The organism is Desulfosalsimonas sp. (assembly GCF_055149105.1).
Window position 1 is genome coordinate 38,704 of the sequence record NZ_JBSRLA010000002.1, and the last position, 15,529, is coordinate 54,232.

Below are 15,529 nucleotides of genomic sequence, written 5' to 3' on the forward strand. Positions count from 1 at the left end.
TGAAAACGGATATGCAGATGCGTTCATACATCATATGATTGACGTCAAACAGAGTACATTTGGCTTTTTCCGCTACGCCCGCCACGATACTATAGCGCTCATCAGCCCGCAATGCAAGGGCGGGCTTGTGGTCTGCTGGCCCACGGAATACATGACCGTTTCGACATCGGAGAACCACAGGATTTCCTTATTTATATACAAATCCGGAATCTTTCAAGCCCGGCGGAAAAAACTTCCGCCCTGACCGGATAACGCAATAAACCCATCCAGAGTGAAAGAAGATTGACTTTTACCAACGGGTATATAAAATTGTAGGCAATCTGCGCCACAGCAGATCCTCTTTAACCGGCAATGCAGGGCCAAATCCAAATTGAGCGGAATTTTTTAAAATATATGAAACCAAAAAATTTTTAGATTTGAAACGCTCATTTGGAACCCAAAAAAGCAGCAGAAGGACAAACCAATGAACGAAACAGACCCGAAGGAATCCTGGGTGTACGTGGCCGTGGAGAATCCGGAAAAGGATGAAAAATTCATGGGGTTTTATGATGAAACCGCAGAAATATCCTATATTCCGGCGTTTCATGACAAAGAGGCCGCCATGTCCTGTCTTATCAATCTGCCGCGAACACCCGGCAAAAAATACGAAGTCCAGGCGGTGCTGGCAGAAGAACTGGCCAAGGACGCGCGCAAGCACGGTTTTATGATTTTCATGCTTGACGGCGACGGCCGGATTCTCAAACAAATCCAGCCATAGGCAGCCATGGTTTTGGTGTTTGACAAAAAACCATGATACCTTGACGCAAACAGGATTCACTGGTAGATAAACAGGACCTCGGCAAAAACCGTTCTGCCGATCCAATGGCATTGTTCCAGCGTGGGAACCGGTATAACACGCGTTATCGCATACAATCCACAAGGAGTCGGACATGAAAAATGTCGGTGTGCTATTGTCAGGATGCGGTGTTTACGACGGAACCGAAATCCATGAATCCGTGATCACGCTTCTGGCCCTGGACCGCAACGGTGCTGCTGCAATATGCATGGCACCGGATATGGACCAGCACCATGTGGTAAACCATCTCACGGGCCAGACCTCGGAGGAAAAACGAAACGTGCTGGTTGAATCAGCGCGCATTGCCCGGGGTGAAATCATGGATGTCAAGCGGGTGCGGACCGCAGACCTAGACGCCCTGATCATGCCCGGAGGATTTGGCGCCGCCAAAAACTTAAGCGATTTTGCCATCAAGGGAAATGAGGCGGAAGTGCACCCCGAAGTCCGCCGGATTATTGCTGAAATGGCCGATGCCGGAAAACCCATCGGCGCCATTTGCATATCACCGGCGGTTCTGGCCAAGGTTCTGGAAGACCGGCATCCCCAGGTGACAATTGGCAATGACCTGGGCACGGCAGAGGCCATTGAGTCCATGGGCGGCCGGCACACTGTGTGTGACGTCACCGACATCCACGTGGATTCTGAAAACAAACTGGTGACCACCCCTGCTTACATGATCGGGCCCGATATTTCAAAAGTGGCCGAAGGCATTGAAAAATTGATCAATAAAGTCCTGGAAATGATTTAGCTCCGATCATAAAAGCCATTTTTCTGTATTAGTCCGGCAGCACATCATAGAAATAACGCATGGCATCGGACCGGGAGATAATTCCGATGATCTGTCCGTCCTGAATAACCGGCAGTCTTCCAATGTCATGCTTGACCATGAGGCGGGCTGCATGCATGGGGCTCCGGTCCGGAGTGATGGTGATGTTTTTTGTGCTCATAAAAGCCTTCACCGGTGCCGCGTACTGGGAAGGCTTTTTTAATTTTTTAAAATCTCGTTTGGAGATAATCCCCACAAGCTTTCCATCCTCACTTACCGGCAGCCCGGTGCATCCCTTTTCCTCAAGAATCCCGGCCACTTCCTTCATTGGCAGATCCGGCGGGACCTGAAAGACCGGATACGACATGATATCGTAAATCTGGATGGAACTTTCCTGGTTGCCCTTGAGCAGCTCCACGAGCCATTCCTTAAGAGAAACCGGATTGACCGATTTAAGCATTGCCGATCCCGCCCCGGGATGGCCGCCGCCGCCCATGGAGCGCATGATGGAGCCGATATTGATTTCCGCCACCACGGATCGGCCGATGACAATGCATTTTTCGTTTTCCGGCTGGGCAAATATGCCGAATGCCGCATCAACATTGACGATTTCGCGGTACATGTGCACGATCAGGGAAAGATTGTTGACATGACCGGAAATCCTGGCGGTATTGATACTGACGCTGTAATTATTAATCGTCCGGCGCTTGGCGTTTTTGAGCATTTCAAAAAGAATGTCCTTCTGCTTTTCGCCGTATGCCGGCTGCAAAAAAGTTCGCAGAATTGTGAGATCAGCGTTTTGTTCCAGCAGATATCCCGCTGTGTGGGCGTCCTCTGCCGTGGCCGAGGAAAAAATCAGGTTCCCGGTATCCTCATAAAGACCGCTTAAAAAAAGGGTCGCCTGGATTGGGGAAATATCAATCCCCTGCTCCCGGATGGCGCGGAGCATCAGAGTGATGTTGGCCCCTGCGCTATCCTGGATTTGCCAGTCCGGTTCCAGGTCGCAGTCTTCCGGGCTGTGATGGTCCCACATCCATACTTCAAGTCCCGGCTTGTTTTTAAGTGTTTTCATCCGGTCGAGCCTGGACCATTTATTGGTATCCACCACAATCAAACGTGAGACTTCCGACATGTCAATATCATTGACCCGGTACATTTCAAACATGTCCTTGTGAATGGACAAAAATGCCTTGACATTGGGGTTCACCGCCTTGGGAATCACCGCAACGACATCGGGCCAGATCAGGGTTGCGGCCACAACCGATGCAAGGGCGTCAAAATCCATGCTCTGATGGGTGGTTACGATATGCATTGTATTGCCTTTGCCGGATGAAAAAAGATTTGATCCAAACCCGCCACGGCCGATAGCGCCGGCACCGCCGATACCAAAGTCCTTAGCATTTCCGGGCCTGTGGAAAAAGTCTTTTTTGGAAACCCTCTTTTTTTTGAAAAATCCGGGTTTTTTGTGGAATACATGTTGCATTTAATAATAACAAGGTGTTATTTTTGACGGTACGGACTTATCTGTCTCTTAACGGAAATGACCCGGCAAATTCCGCGTGACTGCTGCTCCATGGAGGCGGCGGTCCAAACGCCAAATTGAGGCTGTAATGGATTATCTCGCAAAATCCGATCAGATCCGACAAGCCGGAGCAAACACCCCTGCCGGCCCCCTGCCGGCCCGGGCGCGCATTATTGATACGGGCCTGGAGCCTGAGACCGGCAGGGGCAAACAGTTTCTGAAAAAAAATCGTCTTGTCAATCTTTTAAACCTCCGGCACTTCCAAGGTGCGACGATCCATATCCATTTCCGGCACATCCACGACAATCGCCAAATTGCCTTCGAAGCCGTGCCCCGGCCCTGTTTTGGAAAATACCTGGTCTGCTTGTGGAGCAGTCCGCCGGGACCGTATTTCCGGCTTTCGGATTACATGTTTTCGGGTTTTTCCCTTACAGACGGCAATGGGCTGATTCAGGCCGAAACCCGGATCCGTGGCATCAGCGCAAGCGGGATATGCCTGTATCTGCCGGAAAAATCAGCTGTTCACGCGGGGCGAAAAGAACTCCGTCACCCTTGCCCGCCTGTTTCCGCCCGGATTATTCAAAACAGCCTGACGTTTTCCGGAACCCTTAAAAATTTAAGCAACTCAGCATTTTGCGTGGCCATTGAAGATACGCCCGAAACCCCTGAGGCATGGCTGAACAACTTGCACGAGCTCACCCTGGTGCTTGAATCAAACGCAGCAATGGTCTATTCCGGTCAGTGCCGTATTTTAAAAACATTTCAGCACGAACATGAAACCTTCCTTGTGCTCGCGGCGTTAAAGGACACCATTCAGCGATTCCCCCCCCGGGTTTACCGGAGTCGCCGCCTGTTTGTGTCCCCTGCCCCGGATGTTATTTTCCGCCACCCGCTCACCGGGGCAATGGTCGACCTTAAAGCCGCGGATATATCCGGAGCCGGGGTTTGCGTCACAGACGAAAAAAATACAAACGCCCTGATTGCAGGCATGCTTATCCAAGACATGACCCTTTGTTTTGCCAATGCCTTTCAGGTCAAATGCCGGGCCCAGGTGATCTACAGGAGATTTCTGACCACTGCGCAGAAAGAAAACCAGGTGCAATGCGGTATTGCCTTTCTGGACATGGCACCCAATGATCACATGCGCCTGCTGTCTTTGCTGCACCAGAGCCAGAACAATCACCTCTATATCTGCCATCAGGTGGATATGGATGAATTGTGGGCATTTTTCTTTGAAACCGGATTTATTTATCCCAAAAAATATTCTTTTATTCAAAACTCCCGGCAATCGATTCGGCAGACATACAAAAAACTCTACACCTGCCAGCCTGAAATCGCGCGCCACTTCACCTGGCAGAAAAACGGGGAAATCATTGCCCATGTGGCGATGCTGCGATTTTATGAAAATACCTGGCTGATCCATCACCTGGCCTCGCGAACGGACAAGCACATCGGCGCGGGCACAGAAATCATTGATCAGCTGGGTTCCTTTGCCTATGATACCCATCGGCTGGCTTCGGCCCACATGACTTACGCCATTTGCTATTACCGGCCGGAAAATCGTTTTCCGGCGCATTTTTTCGGCGGAGTGGCCGGAAAAATAGGCAAGCCCAGGGCCTGCTCAACAGATCGGTTTGCCTATTATCATTGGCATCCGGATCTGAAAGCCAGGGGACTGCCCCGGGGCTGGAGTCTGGAAAAAGTGGAATACGAGGACCTTAAAGAGCTGGAGGCGGTCTACCGTCAGGATTCTGACGGCCTGATGCTCAAAGCCCTGGATCTGATGCCGGAAAAAAGATCAAACCCCAGAAGTACGCTAAGTGATTTGTACACCCATCAGGGATTGAAAAGACAGCGGCGGGTTTTTGCCCTGCGTCAACAGGGCCGGGTGACTGCGCTGCTCATGGCCAATCTTTCGGATTTTGCCGTGAATCTTTCGGATTTGACCAACAGCGTCAGTATTTTTGTCATTGACCGCAGCCTTTCTTATGCCATTTTGCACCAGGCCCTCTGCGAGGCGGCAGAGGTCTATGAAACCGGCAAGGTCCCGGTTCTGCTCTACCCGTTATCCTATGCCCAACACGCCAAACCGGCCCATCATCGCATCTATGAACTCTGGGTTCTTAACCTGGCCCACACCGATGATTTTTTCAAGCATTACCAGAGGCTGAAATAAGAGGGGCATCAGTTCCGGGAGGACACAACATGAATATCCCGGTCCCTCCGGAATTCGTGGTGTTGGTAGCCGGGATTGTTGTTTTCGTAGTATCGGATAAAGGCTTCCACCACCCTGGCGTCAAACAATGTACCTGCAAAGTCTTCCAGCTGGCGTATGGCCTGTTCAGGGGGTATGGGCAGGTGGTAGTACCGGTTGGCTGTCAGGGCTTCAAAATAGTCTGCAACTGCAATGATCTTTGCGCCCAATGGAATTTCTTTCCCTGTCAGCCCCCTGGGGTAACCGGTGCCGTTGATTCTTTCATGGTGGGCGCCGGCGATTTCCGGCACAGGTTCAAGATTTCCCTCAAAATTCATTTGTTTTAAAATTTCAAAGGTTTTTCCCGCATGAGATTTGATCTGCTCATACTCCGCGGGTGTTAATCGCTCCCTTTTCTTTAACAGGGAATCCGGAATACCGATCTTTCCGTAATCATGCAGCAAGGCCGCTACCCGGACAGCCTCCTGATAATCCTTATCAATGCCCATTTCATCGCAAATACCCGAGGCATATTCGGCCACAAATTCAGAATGTCCCTTGGTAACCGGGTCCCTGGCATCAATGCTGGAGACCATAACCTTGAGCACTGACTTGAGCTGATTTTCCCGGGCTTCTATATGCTGGGTATGTCGAATGCTGATGCCGATCATGTGAGAGACTCCCATCAGCAAGCTCATATCGCTGTTTAAAAGCTTTCGCTTGGAGCGCATGTTGTCCACGGCAAGGACCCCCAAACTTTCATTGTCACATATAATGGGACAGCAGATAAAAGACAGTGCACCCAGCTGCCTTGCAAATTCCAGGCTGCGCTCAGACAGCGATCCTTCAATATCATTGAGGTCATTGATCAGAAAAGGCTTCTGCTCGTGGAAAGACAACACAAACACCCCCCTGGAATTGGGATTGTCCAGCTGGAATTCAATATTTTCCAAAAACCTGGACTGGTTTTGCCGGTAACCGAATCCGGCGGCAAATTTGAGACGGTTTTTTTCCGTATTGCAGAGCATAATCATTCCCCGGTCGTAATCAAGCCGGGTTTCAAGAATCCGGACAATGGAGTAAAGAGCCGCTTCCAGGTTGGTGTAACGATTCACCACCTGCCCGATTTCCCGGGTTACCTGAGTGTTGTTGTAATTGATTTCAATCTGGTCCACAAGCTGTTCGCTGGATTCCTGAAGGTTTCGCATTGCCGCAGCCAGGTTTTTTCGGGCCAGCCGATGGCTGACAACTCCGGTGGCCGCCATCAGCACCGCAAGGCCTGAAAAAAGGGAAAAGGCGGCAGTACCTGAAAGCAGGAAAAGGGATAAGATGCCGGCCATGGCAAAGATGCCGAAAACGTAGTTGCGCGCAATCCGAAAATAGTCGAATGCAGAACGGTTGCAGGTGATGATGTATCTGCAGACACTGTCACCCCGGGCCAGGCATTCCGGATGTTCGATATTCATGACGCGATTGTCAAAGATATTGAACATGGCTTCAAAAAAACCTTTGCGATTTTCGCAATGATGCAGCTTTTCACGAACGCCGGGTTTCGGGGTGACTGTGATTTCCACTTTACCGGCGGTGATCTGGCGGACCTTGTAGTCGACAGATCGGGATAGATTGCCAAAAGCCTGTTCAATCATTGCAAAAAACCGGCGCGGGTTGGCAAGGCTGTAGACATAGTAGCCAATGGCGCCGATGGATTCGGGAAAAGCAGCGTAGAGCCCGGCCTCCCGGGCCACCTGGATATTGCCGGTTTTACGGACCAGTTCCCCGTGAAACCGGTCCACCTGCTCCTGGGTAAACCAGTGGCCCTGATCTTCTACTTCATAAGGGGTCATGCCGGCATGGGCCATGAGTTCAGAGAACTGGATGTCAGGATATTTTTTCCTGACAAGGTGAAGATAGGCTTTAATAATACGACTGTTGTACAACGAAGGATTTGGCTGCCGGATCTGCCTTGGATCTTCCATAATGTTTGTGAAATCCTGGTTCCAGAGTGAAAACAAAACAACCAGCCATTATGTTCTGTTACGTAAACGTCAGCATACTCCGTTTTGAAAAAATTACAAGTAATTTATCATCGTTATACACAATATCCTGTTTTATTTATTTTATTGTATTTTTATAGAAAACCCCGATTATTGGCTGCCTTCCCGGGTTTGCCGGGGTGCAATCCGGTCCATATACCGCACTGCATCCGGATGGCCCTTTTCCGCAGCCTTTTCAATATCTGCTATTCCCTTTTGCCGCTGCCCGTTTTGCACCCGTATCCAGCCTCTTGCATGCAGATACCGGCCCTTTTCCGGTTCCAGGGAGAGCGCATGATCCATGGCTTCCAGGGCTTTTTCAAATTTCCGGTTTTCTGCGTAGGCAAGCGCCAGGTTGCAGTGGGCACCGGCATTTTCGGGATCGAGCGCCACGGCCTTTTCAAAGTGTTTAACCGCTGCATCAATGTTACCGTATGCCAGATAAAGGCCGCCTTTTTCCGTCCAGTAACGCGGCTCATCCTTGCTGAAACGTTCCTGGCCGGTTTTGGTTTGTTTTGGGGAAGACTGTTCGGATTTTTCCGAAGCGGACCGGGATGTGCTTTGGTCCGGTTCCGGGCTTGGTTCTGTCTGCTTTATTTCCGAAGAAGGTTCAGGGGCCGGAGCTTGTTGAGAACCGGCCGGCACAGGATTGAGTGTGGCAACAAAATCCATGAATTGTTTAATATCTTCGGTTTTCATGGCGTAACGGCTTTTGAATTTGCCCTCGCCCATATCAAGGGTGTAATTCAGGGTGCCTGTTACCGGGATTTCCTTATGGGAAGACTGGATTTGTTCAGGTGCCATGGCGATCATGGCGCGTATGAGTGCCCCCCAGTCCATGGTCATCTCCATGAGATCCCCGCCGGCCGGAGCGGGTTCAAGATCTGCCACCTGTGCAATTAAGTCGGCCATGCGCCCGTCATTGGAGGTGACCAGCAGATACTGGTCCTTTACCGCCATCCGGAGGGGCAGTTCAAAAAATTGGACATCATCGCCGGAATCCTGAACAATCGGCAGATTGCCTTTGACCCCGACCACGGGGGTGTCGGACACGGTGGTTTTTTCTGTTTTGACAAAAACCGGGGCAATGTCTTTTTCCGGAAACTGTTTTTGATACATTTCCGTCATCCCATCGCCGGTTTTCAGAATCCAGGGGATGTATTCAGATTCCAGGTAGTTCACTGACAGATCCCGGTCCGCCTTAATACAACTGACCGCTTCAATGACCAGGCCGGCCGGCTCAATGGCCATGGCACCGGCGGTTTCACCGGTAAACGGCGCAACCACGGAGGCGGCTCCCTGAAGGTCAACGCCCATGGTTTTGTACATCTCACCGAAATATTTTTCAGTAAATGCGGTGGTGGCGGAAATATCAAATGGCCGGCTGTGAAACTGCATCCCCAGCTTGTCTGAAAATTCCATTTTCCCCAGAAGCGACTGTGCGTCTTCCTCTATGGTCCGGGCAATAAGATCTTCGAGTTCCGTGTCGGCTGCGGCCGTCACTTCGGAAAAAAAGGCCGTATCCCTGCGATTGAGATCCAGGCCTGTGGAAAAGGTCTTTACCTGCTCAAAAAATTTCAGAAATGCCCGGATCATGGCTTCCGCCTGATCCGCTTCAAATGCTTCCGAGCCCTCCGTTGCGGCGGATTGCTGCTGCTCAATTCCCTGTCGGGCCTTGCGTATCATATCTTCAATCTCGGGTTTGGCCTTTTCCAGTGCCCGGGCCGCGGCAATATCTACAGTAAGCAGCCGATTTTTGGGATCCTGTGCGTTTTGCACAAGTGCGGATTCCAGTTCTTCACCGATGTTGCCCCCCTGGCCCGGAGGCAGGGAAATCAGGTAATAGCCCTGCTTCTCCACGGCGCCATAGGCTGCGGCAAACTCCGGGTTGGGCTCTGTAAAAGGCACCAGTGCGGCCATTTTCGGTTTTTGGTCCAGGGATTTTTCCGAAAGCACCAGTCCAAAAACCATTGCCCGATCCGTATCCAGCCACTGTGTCCCTTTCAGGGTCCCCTCAATCAGCGCTCTGGGAGACCACTGGGATTTGGCATTCTGTTGGGAAAATTCCTCAATCGTTTTTAGGGCTTCTTCCAGGTGACTGATGCGAATGGTGATATCCGGTCTGAAATCCGGTTTTGCACCAACGGCCGGAGCCATAGGGCCAAAAACGATAAACAGCATGCCGACAAAAACAAAAAAGAGTGAAAATACACGGAAATTGCGTGTTTTCATAACAGACTCCTTTTAAAAGCTTCAGGGGAAAAAACCGACCTTGGATGAGCAGGAAACTTATGCGAATTTTTTTAAAAAGTCAACCTGCGGGAAATTGTCCGGACAGCCCGCATATCTGAACGGCTCTCTGATCCAGCATCATGGGCAGGCCCCCGGGTTCGGCCGGTGTGTGGCCGAGACATTTCTGCCAGACCTCGTTATCTTCCATGCAGAAATACACAAGCACCTCCGGGGCATGGAATTTAATGGCTTCGATGACACGGGAGTAGAGCTGTATGCGCATGGGTTTGAAATACCGCATCTTGCCGTCTATGGCCCGAATAAACTCGTTGTAAATGATTTTGGAGGCGGCAAAGCGCCGGGCCACGATCGGCTTTAATTCCGGCATGAAGCGAAAGGAGCCCAGGCTGATCCACACGATGCCGGCCGGATCGATCCGGGAGAACAACTGCTCAATGACATTTTCATAATCAGCATAACACCCATTGTATAAAATCATGGGGTCAAAATGAAAGGCAAGCGGAAAACCCTGTTTCTGGCATTTTTCCGCAGCAGTCAGGCGCGCGCCAAGTGCGGCTGTACCCCGTTCCTGGTTGGCAATCACCGCCTCGGTGTTCAGAGACCAGGCCATGATGGTTTTTTTATGATGCGCCAGGCCAAGAAGAGGGTCCACGGCTGTGGTCTTTGTCTTTAATTCCAGGACGCAGGCTTTCTGGCGGGAAAACAATTCCACCAGACGGGGGGCCAGGGGGTAGACCGACTCCCATATCAGGCTGTCGGTAAACTCCCCTGTACCGATTCTGGAGATTTCACCTTTGGCAAAATGCTGTTGCAGACTTGTTTCCATCTCTGCGTGGTTGACAAAAAACTGAAGAACCGGGGGGTGAAAATAAGCCTGCAGAATGCAGTAGGCGCAATCCATGGAGCAGTAGGTGCCGATATGCAGGATTTGATAACCGCAGCAGGTATAATAAGAGGTTCCCGGACAATCCCGGAGAAAAGCGCCCCGGTTTCGGGTCAGCAGCAAAATGGATTTTCCGGCTTTTTCCGGATCCGGGCTGCGGGCAATTTCCTGGTAAACCGACTCGGGATTGTCAATGATTTGCCCGGGCATTTCCAGCCGGCTGCAGATATGCCTTGTGGCCGGATAATCTGCCGCACCCTGCTCAATATAGAGTTTACGGATTTTCATTAAAACTTCGATCCAGCAGGTCTTCCAGCTCGGGATTGCGGCAGATGGCAGCCAGTTTCTCAGCGCAGTCGCATAACTGCCGGGATTGGGAAAAACGTATGGTCAGCGTGTAAACATTGCTTTCAAAACCGGGAGGCGCACTGATATTCATGTTTTCCGGAAGCCTCAGATTCTTTTTCTTCTGCTCAAAGGCGGCCTCAGACCGGCTCAGATTCGGAAACCGCAGGTTGTAAAGGGTCCTGCGCAGGACCTGGAGCTGACGGCGCCGGTCTTTGCGGGTTGCATGCAAAATTTCTGAAAAATCCGACTGCGCCAAAACATCGGCCAGAGATTTGTCCTGAAGGCGGGCCAGTTCATACAGACCGGTAAAAATCTCCTGCTGGTGGTTGACCGTGGGGTTGAGGTTTTGACAAAGCCCGGCAAAGGCAACCGCTGATGATTCATCCATCGGTTCCAGGCTCAGGGCGATATTCAGCGACATCCGGTTCTGGGCCACGGCCTGGTGCACGGCCCCGGGCAAGGCCAGCAAACGGGTCAGTTTCCGGATCAGTTGCGGATTGATCCGCAGGCCCAATGGGCCGGCCAGTTGCGCGGCCTGTTTGGCATCACCGTCACAGACCTCCATCAGCCCGGCCGCGGCCCGGGCCTGTTCCAACAGATTCAGGGAACGGGTCACGGCATTGTCTGCAATGGCGATTTTCCAGCAGGAAAGTTTTGAGGCGCCCGCGGGCAGCACACGGCATGTCACCTGCGGCCATCCGAGCTTGCGGCATACGGTTATACGCCTGAAACCGGCCACGACCCGGAAGGCTTTGTCAGCCTCCTGCTGCTGGACCCAGGGCAGGGAGATCAACCCTGCTTCATCAATGGATTCGGAAAGCGCCTCCGGCGGATCGGAATCGGAAATCTGGTACCGATTGTCCCTGGTATCGATCGCATCCAAAAAAATCAGAAGGGTTTCAGCTTGCATCCGTCCGGCCGACCAGGGCCTGGAGCGCCTCCTGGTACTTGCTTCTGGTTTTTTGGATGACTTCGGCAGGCAGACAGGGCGGCGGCGGTGTCTTGTCCCAGTCAACCGAGTTTAAATAATCGCGAAGATACTGTTTGTCAAAGCTTGCCTGGGGACCGCCGGGCTGATAGGTGGCCTTGGGCCAGAACCGGGATGAATCCGGAGTGAGCACTTCATCAATGAGAATCAGCCCGTTTTCATCCTCTCCAAATTCAAATTTTGTATCCGCAATGATAATGCCGCTTTTTTCCGCGATTTCAGCGCCCTTCTGATAGATTGCAAGACTGAGATCCCGCACCTGCTGCGCCCGCTCAGTGCCGATGAGATCCACCATGTGATCATAGGAAATATTGATGTCATGCTCGCCAAGCTCTGCCTTGGTCGAGGGGGTGAAAATGGGTTCCGGCAGCCTGTCGGATTCTCTGAGGCCGTCGGGAAGGCGTATGCTGCAGACCTCTCCGGTTTTCTGGTAGGATTTCCATCCGGAACCTGAAATATAGCCGCGCACCACACATTCCACAGGCAGGGGCCGGGTCTTTTTGACCAGCATGCTTCGGCCTTCGAGCTCATCGCGATACTGCCGGCAGATTTGCGGGTATTGGTCCACGTCACTGGCAATTACGTGATTGTCGATAATGGAGCTGATAATGTCAAACCAGAACAGGGAGATCCGGGTCAGAATGCTGCCCTTTCCCGGAACAGGATCCTGCATGATCACATCAAAAGCCGAAATCCGATCCGTGGCAACCATCAGCAGGCGGTCATCGAGATCGTATACATCGCGCACTTTGCCGCGCTTGAAAACCGGCAAATCGTCAAATTTTGTTTCAAAAACCGTTTGTGCCATTATACCTTCCTGACATTAACTGTATTGTTTGTTAAATTCCCGGACAAAGCGCGTAATAATCTCCCGGCTGCCCGGATCCAGGTCGTAGAATTCCACGCCGGACTCAAACCTTCCCATCTCATTGCGGTTGCAGTAAATCACCCTTCCCTTGACGTCGACAACTTCATCTTCAAGGCCGACAGCCAGCAGAACAATGGACTGGGTTTCAATGGGTTCGTGGGTTTCAAGCTTCAGCCCGATTTCATTGATGTTCAGCGTACGCCCCATGCCCTGCTTCCATGCTTTTCCTTCTTCGTCTATACAGACGTATGAAAGAAGCTGAATGGATTCATACCGCTGCTGTTGTCTTTGTTCGTCTTTTATCATCTCCTCGGCTCCTTGTAAGGGGATTGGCAAATCCTGGCTGTATCAATCAGCATCGGCGGATCGGCCGGCGGATCGGATCAGATCAAAAATCCGGCCCGTGGTTACAGATATGGAATTGGTCATATTCTGAATCATGTTTTTCAGCGTGCTGGACAACGCCTCGTATTCCTGTTCGACCACGCCGATTTCGATGGGCTGCACCGCAATATCGTCGGACACATACACGTGTGCGGAATAAGGTTCATGGGCGGCATTTAAAAACGGAATTCTGCCGATCAGATCACCCACGCCCAGAGTCAGCAGATGGATGTATTTTTTTTTCATTTTTACATAAACAAACGCCTGTCCCCGGGTAATAAAAAAAACCTTGTGCTCATTTTGTTTTTTGTCAATAAATCGCTTGCCCCCGGGTTTGCCGGAAAGCGGCGGGGGTTGCTTGAGCACCAGTGCCGTACAGACATCAGTGAGCTGCTTCATCCGCTTGTCCATGGAAATCAGAATGTTTTGAAACATTTCAGAAAGAGCCGAATACTCCCGCGCAATGAGTTCTGAGTCGATCACCCCGAGCTGCACCCGGCCCACTGCGTAAATACTGGCGCTGCGAACATTGCCGTCGCGAAGAAAAGACACAATGCTGCCGATAAATGCCCCTTCTGTCATGCGCAGAATCGGTGCGTTACCGTTTTCGGTGATCCGAACCACTTCCACGGTGCCCTCAAGGATCACCCAGAACCAGTTGCCGAAGCGATTCTGAATGACAATTTCATCTCCGTCCTGAAAAACCTCTTCATACACAACATAGACATAATCCACCACCGGGCCGTTTAAAACCGGCAGCTGATCAGGACCGGACCGGCTTTTGTGCGAATCCGAATCGTTTCCCCCCATAATCGGAATCACTCCTTCATCGACTAAGCGAAGACCATCGAGTATGATTTCCATCCGGCTTTTTTTAATGACCGGATCACGATTGACATCTTCTTCCATGAATTCAAAATGGGCTTCCCGCCAACCAAAAAAGCCGTTTAAGGCATCCAGGCCTGTGATTTTTCCGTATTCTGCATCCACCGGGTTGCCGTTTTTTAAATAAATATAACCGGGCGCCCCGCTCCAGGAACTGGAGATTTTCAAAACCCCGGTGCTGCCGCCGCCGCCGAGCTGCTGGAGCAGTTCGGCCAGCCCGAGAAATGCCAGACTTCCTTTTAGCACCACTTTTGATTCCATTGCCGCCTGCTTGTATCTTTGCCGAAATGGTGGTTAAATGCATTTGTCCCGGGCGATAGGAGCTGGAGCGATAACATCGCAGGGTTCTGCTAGCATACTGATTTCACCACTGGAGCTCAAGAAAATTTTTCATAAATGCTTTATACCGCCATTGCCCCAACCCCCTTGAAGAACAGAAACAGGGTAAAAAAGCGTAAAATTGCGCTTGACAACTCCGGCCGGCAATGGAATGCCTAACAAGGGACTGTGACAAATCACGGGCAATTATGCCGGATTTCTCTTGCATGTCCGCGGACCTGCTTGAACAACAAAACCACATACAAAGGAGTGAACAATGGACAAAAAAGTGACCGTTGTGGGTGCCGGCAATGTCGGGGCCACCGCCGCCCAGCGGCTGGCGGAAAAACAATTGTGTGACGTGGTACTGGTCGATATTGCCGAGGGCCTGCCCCAGGGAAAAGCTTTGGACCTGGCCGAGGCCGCTCCCATTGAAAAACATGATGCCTGCCTTACAGGAACCAATGATTATGCGGAAACCGCAGGCTCTGATATTGTGATCATCACCGCCGGCATTCCAAGAAAACCGGGCATGAGCCGTGATGACCTTTTAAAGACCAATTCCGACATCATGAAAAGCGTTGTCAAAAACATTGCGGAAAAATCGCCGGACGCGGTTCTCATCATCGTGAGCAATCCTTTGGATGCCATGTGTCATGTGGCTTTCGAGGCTTCCGGTTTTGACAAAAAACGGGTCATCGGCATGGCCGGAGTGCTGGATTCCGCCCGGTTTCGCTGCTTTATCGCCCGGGAACTCAATGTTTCGGTTGAAAATACCCACGCCTTTGTGCTCGGCGGCCACGGCGACACCATGGTCCCCCTGCCCCGGTTTTCCACCGTGGCCGGAATTCCCATCACAGAGCTGATGCCAAAGGACCGTATTGACGCCCTGGTGGACCGCACCCGCAACGGCGGGGCGGAAATTGTCTCTTTGCTCAAAACCGGAAGCGCCTTTTATGCCCCTGCCTCTGCGGCAGTGGAAATGGCCGAATCCATATTAAAAGACAAGAAGAAGATCCTTCCCTGCGCGGTTTACCTGGAAGGCGAATACAAAATCAACGGCCTGTTCATCGGGGTGCCGGTAAAACTGGGCAGCACCGGGATCGAGGAAGTGATTGAAATCGAACTAAAAGACGACGAGGCCGCAGACCTTCAGAAATCCGCAGATGCTGTGCGTTCCCTGGTCGATGCCATGGCCGCACTTTAATGTGCACCTGAATCAAACTGTTTTTAAACACCCGCCCCGTTGGCG

Annotated in this window: 12 protein-coding genes; 4 read left to right on the plus strand and 8 right to left on the minus strand. The window is 51.5% G+C overall.

Going from position 1 to position 15,529, the window contains the following annotated elements:
- Positions 1-463: 463 nt before the first annotated feature.
- Complete coding sequence (locus ACTCIA_RS00725) at positions 464-757, plus strand: hypothetical protein (protein ID WP_462999884.1); 294 nt, start codon at positions 464-466, stop codon at positions 755-757.
- Positions 758-929: 172 nt separating this feature from the next.
- Complete coding sequence (gene elbB, locus ACTCIA_RS00730) at positions 930-1,583, plus strand: isoprenoid biosynthesis glyoxalase ElbB (RefSeq protein WP_462999885.1); 654 nt, start codon at positions 930-932, stop codon at positions 1,581-1,583.
- 28 nt (positions 1,584-1,611) lie between these two features.
- Here the strand turns inward: elbB and ACTCIA_RS00735 are convergent, their stop codons facing one another.
- Positions 1,612-2,913: a CBS domain-containing protein gene (locus tag ACTCIA_RS00735; RefSeq protein WP_462999886.1), complete on the minus strand. Its 1,302-nt coding sequence runs from the start codon at positions 2,911-2,913 to the stop codon at positions 1,612-1,614.
- A gap of 298 nt (positions 2,914-3,211) precedes the next feature.
- On the opposite strand from ACTCIA_RS00735, the gene ACTCIA_RS00740 reads away from it, so the two are divergent.
- A complete protein-coding gene (locus tag ACTCIA_RS00740) occupies positions 3,212-5,299 on the plus strand; it encodes a PilZ domain-containing protein (protein ID WP_462999887.1) in 2,088 nt (695 codons plus the stop codon).
- Positions 5,300-5,307: 8 nt separating this feature from the next.
- Here the strand turns inward: ACTCIA_RS00740 and ACTCIA_RS00745 are convergent, their stop codons facing one another.
- The 7 genes from ACTCIA_RS00745 to ACTCIA_RS00775 form a co-directional block, all read right to left on the minus strand.
- Positions 5,308-7,293, minus strand: coding sequence for an HD domain-containing phosphohydrolase (locus ACTCIA_RS00745; protein WP_462999888.1), 1,986 nt, complete (start codon positions 7,291-7,293; stop codon positions 5,308-5,310).
- Between the two features lie 168 nt (positions 7,294-7,461).
- Positions 7,462-9,582, minus strand: coding sequence for a tetratricopeptide repeat protein (locus ACTCIA_RS00750; protein ID WP_462999889.1), 2,121 nt, complete (start codon positions 9,580-9,582; stop codon positions 7,462-7,464).
- Between the two features lie 79 nt (positions 9,583-9,661).
- Positions 9,662-10,774 (minus strand): spore photoproduct lyase family protein, encoded by a 1,113-nt coding sequence (locus ACTCIA_RS00755; protein WP_462999890.1) that lies wholly within the window; start codon positions 10,772-10,774, stop codon positions 9,662-9,664.
- Positions 10,761-11,744, minus strand: coding sequence for a ParB/RepB/Spo0J family partition protein (locus ACTCIA_RS00760; protein WP_462999891.1), 984 nt, complete (start codon positions 11,742-11,744; stop codon positions 10,761-10,763). The genes ACTCIA_RS00755 and ACTCIA_RS00760 overlap by 14 nt, the downstream gene beginning before the upstream one ends.
- Positions 11,734-12,630 carry a phosphoribosylaminoimidazolesuccinocarboxamide synthase gene (locus ACTCIA_RS00765; protein ID WP_462999892.1) on the minus strand — a complete coding sequence of 299 codons (897 nt, stop codon included), beginning with the start codon at positions 12,628-12,630 and terminating at the stop codon, positions 11,734-11,736. The genes ACTCIA_RS00760 and ACTCIA_RS00765 overlap by 11 nt, the downstream gene beginning before the upstream one ends.
- Before the next feature lie 15 nt (positions 12,631-12,645).
- A complete protein-coding gene (locus ACTCIA_RS00770; protein ID WP_462999893.1) occupies positions 12,646-12,996 on the minus strand; it encodes a PilZ domain-containing protein in 351 nt (116 codons plus the stop codon).
- A 42-nt stretch (positions 12,997-13,038) separates the two neighbouring features.
- A complete protein-coding gene (locus ACTCIA_RS00775; protein ID WP_462999894.1) occupies positions 13,039-14,220 on the minus strand; it encodes a DUF4388 domain-containing protein in 1,182 nt (393 codons plus the stop codon).
- Positions 14,221-14,554: 334 nt separating this feature from the next.
- On the opposite strand from ACTCIA_RS00775, the gene mdh reads away from it, so the two are divergent.
- Positions 14,555-15,484 carry a malate dehydrogenase gene (gene mdh / locus ACTCIA_RS00780; protein WP_462999895.1) on the plus strand — a complete coding sequence of 310 codons (930 nt, stop codon included), beginning with the start codon at positions 14,555-14,557 and terminating at the stop codon, positions 15,482-15,484.
- Positions 15,485-15,529: the final 45 nt, after the last annotated feature.

What these genes read in the sequence shown, in the direction of transcription:
- ACTCIA_RS00760 (WP_462999891.1), bottom strand. Translation starts at nt 11,744, where the DNA reads ATGCAAGCTGAAACCCTTCTGATTTTTTTGGATGCGATCGATACCAGG.
- ACTCIA_RS00740 (WP_462999887.1), top strand. Translation starts at nt 3,212, where the DNA reads ATGGATTATCTCGCAAAATCCGATCAGATCCGACAAGCCGGAGCAAAC.
- ACTCIA_RS00725 (WP_462999884.1), top strand. Translation starts at nt 464, where the DNA reads ATGAACGAAACAGACCCGAAGGAATCCTGGGTGTACGTGGCCGTGGAG.
- ACTCIA_RS00775 (WP_462999894.1), bottom strand. Translation starts at nt 14,220, where the DNA reads ATGGAATCAAAAGTGGTGCTAAAAGGAAGTCTGGCATTTCTCGGGCTG.
- ACTCIA_RS00765 (WP_462999892.1), bottom strand. Translation starts at nt 12,630, where the DNA reads ATGGCACAAACGGTTTTTGAAACAAAATTTGACGATTTGCCGGTTTTC.
- ACTCIA_RS00770 (WP_462999893.1), bottom strand. Translation starts at nt 12,996, where the DNA reads ATGATAAAAGACGAACAAAGACAACAGCAGCGGTATGAATCCATTCAG.
- mdh (WP_462999895.1), top strand. Translation starts at nt 14,555, where the DNA reads ATGGACAAAAAAGTGACCGTTGTGGGTGCCGGCAATGTCGGGGCCACC.
- ACTCIA_RS00755 (WP_462999890.1), bottom strand. Translation starts at nt 10,774, where the DNA reads ATGAAAATCCGTAAACTCTATATTGAGCAGGGTGCGGCAGATTATCCG.
- ACTCIA_RS00735 (WP_462999886.1), bottom strand. Translation starts at nt 2,913, where the DNA reads ATGCATATCGTAACCACCCATCAGAGCATGGATTTTGACGCCCTTGCA.
- elbB (WP_462999885.1), top strand. Translation starts at nt 930, where the DNA reads ATGAAAAATGTCGGTGTGCTATTGTCAGGATGCGGTGTTTACGACGGA.
- ACTCIA_RS00750 (WP_462999889.1), bottom strand. Translation starts at nt 9,582, where the DNA reads ATGAAAACACGCAATTTCCGTGTATTTTCACTCTTTTTTGTTTTTGTC.
- ACTCIA_RS00745 (WP_462999888.1), bottom strand. Translation starts at nt 7,293, where the DNA reads ATGGAAGATCCAAGGCAGATCCGGCAGCCAAATCCTTCGTTGTACAAC.